This window comes from Herbaspirillum sp. B65, from assembly GCF_000333555.1.
In the GTDB taxonomy this organism is placed as follows: domain Bacteria; phylum Pseudomonadota; class Gammaproteobacteria; order Burkholderiales; family Burkholderiaceae_D; genus Herbaspirillum; species Herbaspirillum rubrisubalbicans.
The window spans coordinates 1-4,556 of the sequence record NZ_BADI01001117.1; the positions used below are offsets into that span (position 1 = coordinate 1).

A 4,556-nucleotide genomic window follows, 5' to 3' on the forward strand; every position below is an offset into this window, starting at 1 on the left:
TGCGCCGCAACCGGCACGACCTGGACCAGATGGCGCGCCTGCTGGAAGGCTTCGAGGAAGCCAATCGCGTGGGCGGCATCGCCCACCATTACGACTATGGCTTCCACGAAGCCATTGCCCTGGCCACCGGCAACCTGCGTTTTGTGCAGGTGATGAAGACGCTGGAATACGATGTCAGTCATGCCGTCAACATGCTACGCCACCTGATGCACATTCCGCCCTGGACGCGCTCGCAGGATGCCATGGATGAGCACCGCCAGATCTTCGAACTGATCCGCGTGCAAGATGCCGAGGGTGCCCGGCGCGCCATGCGCGGGCATATCGAGAATGCACGCACGCGCATGTTCAATAGTCGTCCTGGCTTGTAAAATTATTTGACAACTGTAAGGGCAACCCAAAGAGCAGGAATTCTCCCGCATGGAATTACGCCAATGGTTGTAGGTTCAAATCCTGCCCCAAGTCCATCAACCACCTTCGCATGATTTACTGGAATGCATACCGGATTCCACATCCGGCCACCCCCGTTTTTTTCTTTGAGCTAAGATGCCCGTTACCGCCGCAAAAAGCGGACACGCATGGACATGGAGGGGGGCGATGAAAGAGTTAAGGTTCAATATTTTTGGAAAGATTATCGCTGTGACAGGCTCATGTGGTGCTTGGCAAGCGTATTACCTTGGGACGGACGGAAAGCGCAGGCCAGCGGATTTTGTCCTGCCCCACGATGTTGTCGAAAATGAGCTTTGCGTATACTTGGCGGATATCTTCCATGAGAACGCAACTCCGCGTAATAGCGATGCAGTGCAATTGTTATGAAACCTACGTCCGTCCACAGACCGGCCTTCGTCACTTGAATTGCTTTCGGAAAAGCCTACTTTTCAGCTATTTCTGAAGGGTAGATAACGGACAAATCCCGCCCCCACGCCCATCAACCACCTTCGCATGATTTACTGGGATGCATGCCGGATTCCGACTACCTCGTATAAACATAACAAAAAAATGGAAATTGAACGTTCCACATTCTATCGAGCCCAGCATATTACTGGACCTGCGGCCGTTCTTGTATCGATAAAGTTTGGGAAGATGCCAGTAGAAGGGCCAACGGTACTTCGCATACTTCCGAAGCAGATGATCGATCCAGCGCCAAAATTTGACGTAGAAAATCACTTGGCGGAGATACTGGCAGGTGTAGCTCAAGCGAACCATGAACTTGACGGACAGCTTGAAGTACAAGCAGTTGAAATAATTCCTGACGATTATCCGAAAAAATTTCAGGTCCAACACATTGCATACAAAATCGCGTGCGCGGTTTTGGAAAATCAAGTTTAGATATCCGCTCTCGGCCAGAAACGGTCATTCAACCCCCGACCAAGGATGGACCTTTAGGACGTTCCCAACCTTTTTGAGAAAATGGCATGACGGTATTCCCGCATCTTCTGAACGCACTGACTGAGCATTGCGGGAGGCGACCTCTTGCAGAACTGAGTAATGAGTCTGGGCAGTCGATTGACGCGACGTTCTCAGTCATTTTAGATGGCTCCGTTACCAATTTGAAAATCTTTAGCCAAGGGCTCCCAGGGAGTAACCATGCATTGGCCCATATTAAAATCGTTCTTAAACCGAGGAGCGAGTTAGGAAAATTCAGCTTTTCCGTTGAATGCCTCATACGTGGCCTTTCTTCAGAAACAGGCTTTTCAGGCTTCACTATGGCAGGGAAAATCTCAACTAACGATGAGCTAGCTACTATCGATATAAAAGCACGTACTAATCGATACAACGTATGGAATTGGAGGAAAGAGTTTCAATTCTGAAGAATCGGCGGGAAGGTTCGCAATCGGCCGAGACTGTGTAAAAACGTAGAATTTCTCAGCTGATTGAAAAAATGACCTACTAGATCGGCTGCTATTCAATTAGCTCGATATCGGGAAGGGTCTCCCTACCCACGTCTTTTTCGTAAATTCGCGTTTCTACACAGTCTCGGCCAGAAATGGACGTTCCAGATCAACCTGATAAGGTGAAGTGATGGGCTATTTAAGACTCTTAAGGCTTGAAGGCAATGCATTATCTACGATTAAAGAGCGAGACGAGCTACTAGCAATGCTCGTTAATACTCCAGGAGTTTTGAGTGCCAAAATCGATGGTGCTCATCCGAAGGGAGGCTATCGCGTCAACTGCGATATAGCAATGGAACATTTTGAAGATGTCTTGGCAAATGTTGAAGCCAACGGCTGGATGTCTGCAATATGAGCGTCCCAGCGATTTTTCAGCTGATTCTGAAGGGTAGATAACGGACAAATCCCGCCCCCACGCCCATCAACCACCTTCGCATGATTTGCTGGGATGCATACCGGATTCCACATCCGGCCACCCCGATTTTTCTTTGAGCTAAGATGTCCGCTATCGGCCAATATAGGCCGGCCAAGCACCCACAAGTTTTCAAGTTTACCTGAGTGTATGAGTATAGAAAACGTAATCGCCGGACTAGAGGCCTTTGTCCCGACGGAAGAGGATGACGATACTTGCAAGCTCTACGAGATATTGGCTGGCCTGCAGCCGCTGGCTCCAGAACTGCGTAAGCCCGTAATACCTGCAATACTTTCCTTAATTGAGCGTTACCCTGAAGCAGAGCTCGGTTCTCCAGGTACACTCGTCCATGAACTTGAGTCGATACCAGGCTACCAGCCATTTCTTCGAGAATCGGTTTTGAGACAACCGACCGATCTCAGCACATGGATGGTCAATCGGATTCTGAATTCAGAGCTGCCGCAAGATATCCGGGCAGGTTGGTTATCTGTTTTGAGTGAAGTGACAAAGCATCCGCTGGCGTCGAAAATATTGCGTAGAACCGCTACTCACTTTCTTCAACGTCAAGCCGAAAGATAATCAGCGTTTGCGTTGCCAGTCGTATAGCATTGCGAACCGGCCAGCCGGTAGCGGCCAGAAGCGGACCTTAGTCGCTAGACTTGCTTTTGGGTAATAAGCCTGTTTTTCAGCTTATTCTGAAAGGTAGATAACGGACAAATCCCGCCCCCACACCCATCTACCCTTTTCGCATGATTTTCCGGGAAGCATTGCCGGGTTCCACATCCGGCTATCCTCATTAGCCTTTGGGCTAAGATGTCCGCTATCGAAAAGAAACAAGGCATGGAAGCCAAGAAAAGCGTCAAAGAAATTTACACTTCGAATATTAAATGGAAAAGAAACCATCGGGAACAGCCGGATATCATGACAACGCATCTTATCTGGCAGAACAATATGAGAGCATAAGTTTTGAGGATGTGTACCGCGATGTCCTTCATCTGTTTCCCGACGAGCTCTGCGACGTTTTGGATGTTGGTGCCGGGTCTGGTCGAGATGCGGCTGCGTTAGCTTTAAAAGGCCATTCAGTCGTCGCCGTAGAACCTACCGAGGGCTTGCGCGATGAAGGGAAAAGACGCCACCCGCTGCAAAATCTTGAATGGGTCGATGATTGCCTTCCCGCACTACGTATCACGCGAAGACGCAACCAGGGTTTCGGTCTGATATTACTCACCGCAGTCTGGATGCATTTGAACGCCGACGAGCGGCAGCAGGCTATGCAGGCTCTGTCTGACCTTCTTCTTCCCGCTGGGAGAGTTTTCATGACCTTGCGACATGGACCTGTTCCTGAAGGACGTCTGATGTTTGATGTATCTGCGCAAGAAACTATCGACCTTGCCGGAAGATTCGGCCTGACGAATAGACACATCAGTAAGCGCCAAGACATGTTGGGCCGTGCCGACGTAAGCTGGAGCCTCGTCGTCCTGGAAAAGATATGTATGCCCTGATTCGCATCAACGTGAATAACAAGTGCCTAATAATCTTTCAGCTTATTCTGAAGGGTAGATGACGGACAAATCTCGCCCCACGCCTATCTCCCCCTTTTTGTATGATTGGCTGGGATGCATAGCCGGTTTCCACATCCGGCTATCCTCATTGTTTCTCTAGTCTAAGATGCCTGCTATCGGCTCGAAGCAGCCACAGACAATTCAGAGCCCAGCGAGAAATATTCTTTTGCTGACTCAGTAATTGCGCTTATCGATAGCTGACGATGGTCAGTGCGGATTGAACTCGTTTGGCGACGAAGCCTGACTAAGACAATAAGAGGTCTGCGGCCTTGCCCAGCTGAGCCATCGCCTGCGTGGCCGCCCGAAGCTTCGCATTACCCATTCGAAGGACGAGTTCGGCCTTGGCAGACTGCCATACCGGAAATGCATCGGCCACGAGTCGACGTCCAGATGTAGTCAACGTCAATCGTTTTCCAGATGGTCCACGTCCACCTTCAGCGTGAACCAAATCTCGCCTCTCCAGATGTTGAACATTTCGGCTTAGCGTGGTGGGATCGACGCCAGCGCGATCAGCAAGCTCCACGAGCGTCACTTCCTTGGTCGCGCCAATCCCAACCAGGAGGCTAAATTGCTCGGCGGTGAGCCCGAGCGGTTTGAATTTGGCATTGTAATAACGCGTGAGTGCCCGCGCCGTCGCGCAAGGTGAAAGCCCGGGCACTCAGTTTCGACACTTGCAAAGCCTCGGTCAAAACC

Annotated in this window: 8 protein-coding genes; 7 read left to right on the forward strand and 1 reads right to left on the reverse strand. The window is 50.3% G+C overall.

Going from position 1 to position 4,556, the window contains the following annotated elements; translation table 11 throughout:
- The 7 genes from I5W_RS26440 to I5W_RS26455 form a co-directional block, all read left to right on the forward strand.
- Window positions 1–368, forward strand: a 368-nt coding sequence (locus I5W_RS26440) for a FadR/GntR family transcriptional regulator (RefSeq protein ID WP_044531493.1), incomplete at its 5' end; no start/stop codon positions are given.
- A 226-nt stretch (window positions 369–594) separates the two neighbouring features.
- Entirely contained in the window at window positions 595–813 is a 219-nt protein-coding gene (locus I5W_RS34465; protein ID WP_044531494.1) for a DUF7661 family protein, read from the forward strand.
- 183 nt (window positions 814–996) lie between these two features.
- Window positions 997–1,326, forward strand: a complete 330-nt coding sequence (locus I5W_RS31765) for a hypothetical protein (protein WP_159106156.1) — start codon at window positions 997–999, stop codon at window positions 1,324–1,326.
- Between the two features lie 86 nt (window positions 1,327–1,412).
- Complete coding sequence (locus I5W_RS32275; RefSeq protein WP_159106157.1) at window positions 1,413–1,808, forward strand: hypothetical protein; 396 nt, start codon at window positions 1,413–1,415, stop codon at window positions 1,806–1,808.
- Between the two features lie 208 nt (window positions 1,809–2,016).
- On the forward strand, window positions 2,017–2,244 hold the full coding sequence (locus I5W_RS31770) for a hypothetical protein (RefSeq protein ID WP_159106158.1): 228 nt from the start codon (window positions 2,017–2,019) through the stop codon (window positions 2,242–2,244).
- A gap of 207 nt (window positions 2,245–2,451) precedes the next feature.
- Window positions 2,452–2,880 carry a hypothetical protein gene (locus tag I5W_RS31775; RefSeq protein WP_148289207.1) on the forward strand — a complete coding sequence of 143 codons (429 nt, stop codon included), beginning with the start codon at window positions 2,452–2,454 and terminating at the stop codon, window positions 2,878–2,880.
- A gap of 308 nt (window positions 2,881–3,188) precedes the next feature.
- Window positions 3,189–3,803, forward strand: coding sequence for a class I SAM-dependent methyltransferase (locus I5W_RS26455; protein WP_044531496.1), 615 nt, complete (start codon window positions 3,189–3,191; stop codon window positions 3,801–3,803).
- 304 nt (window positions 3,804–4,107) lie between these two features.
- Here the strand turns inward: I5W_RS26455 and I5W_RS26460 are convergent, their stop codons facing one another.
- Window positions 4,108–4,521, reverse strand: coding sequence for a MarR family winged helix-turn-helix transcriptional regulator (locus I5W_RS26460; protein WP_252717243.1), 414 nt, complete (start codon window positions 4,519–4,521; stop codon window positions 4,108–4,110).
- Window positions 4,522–4,556 lie beyond the last annotated feature (35 nt).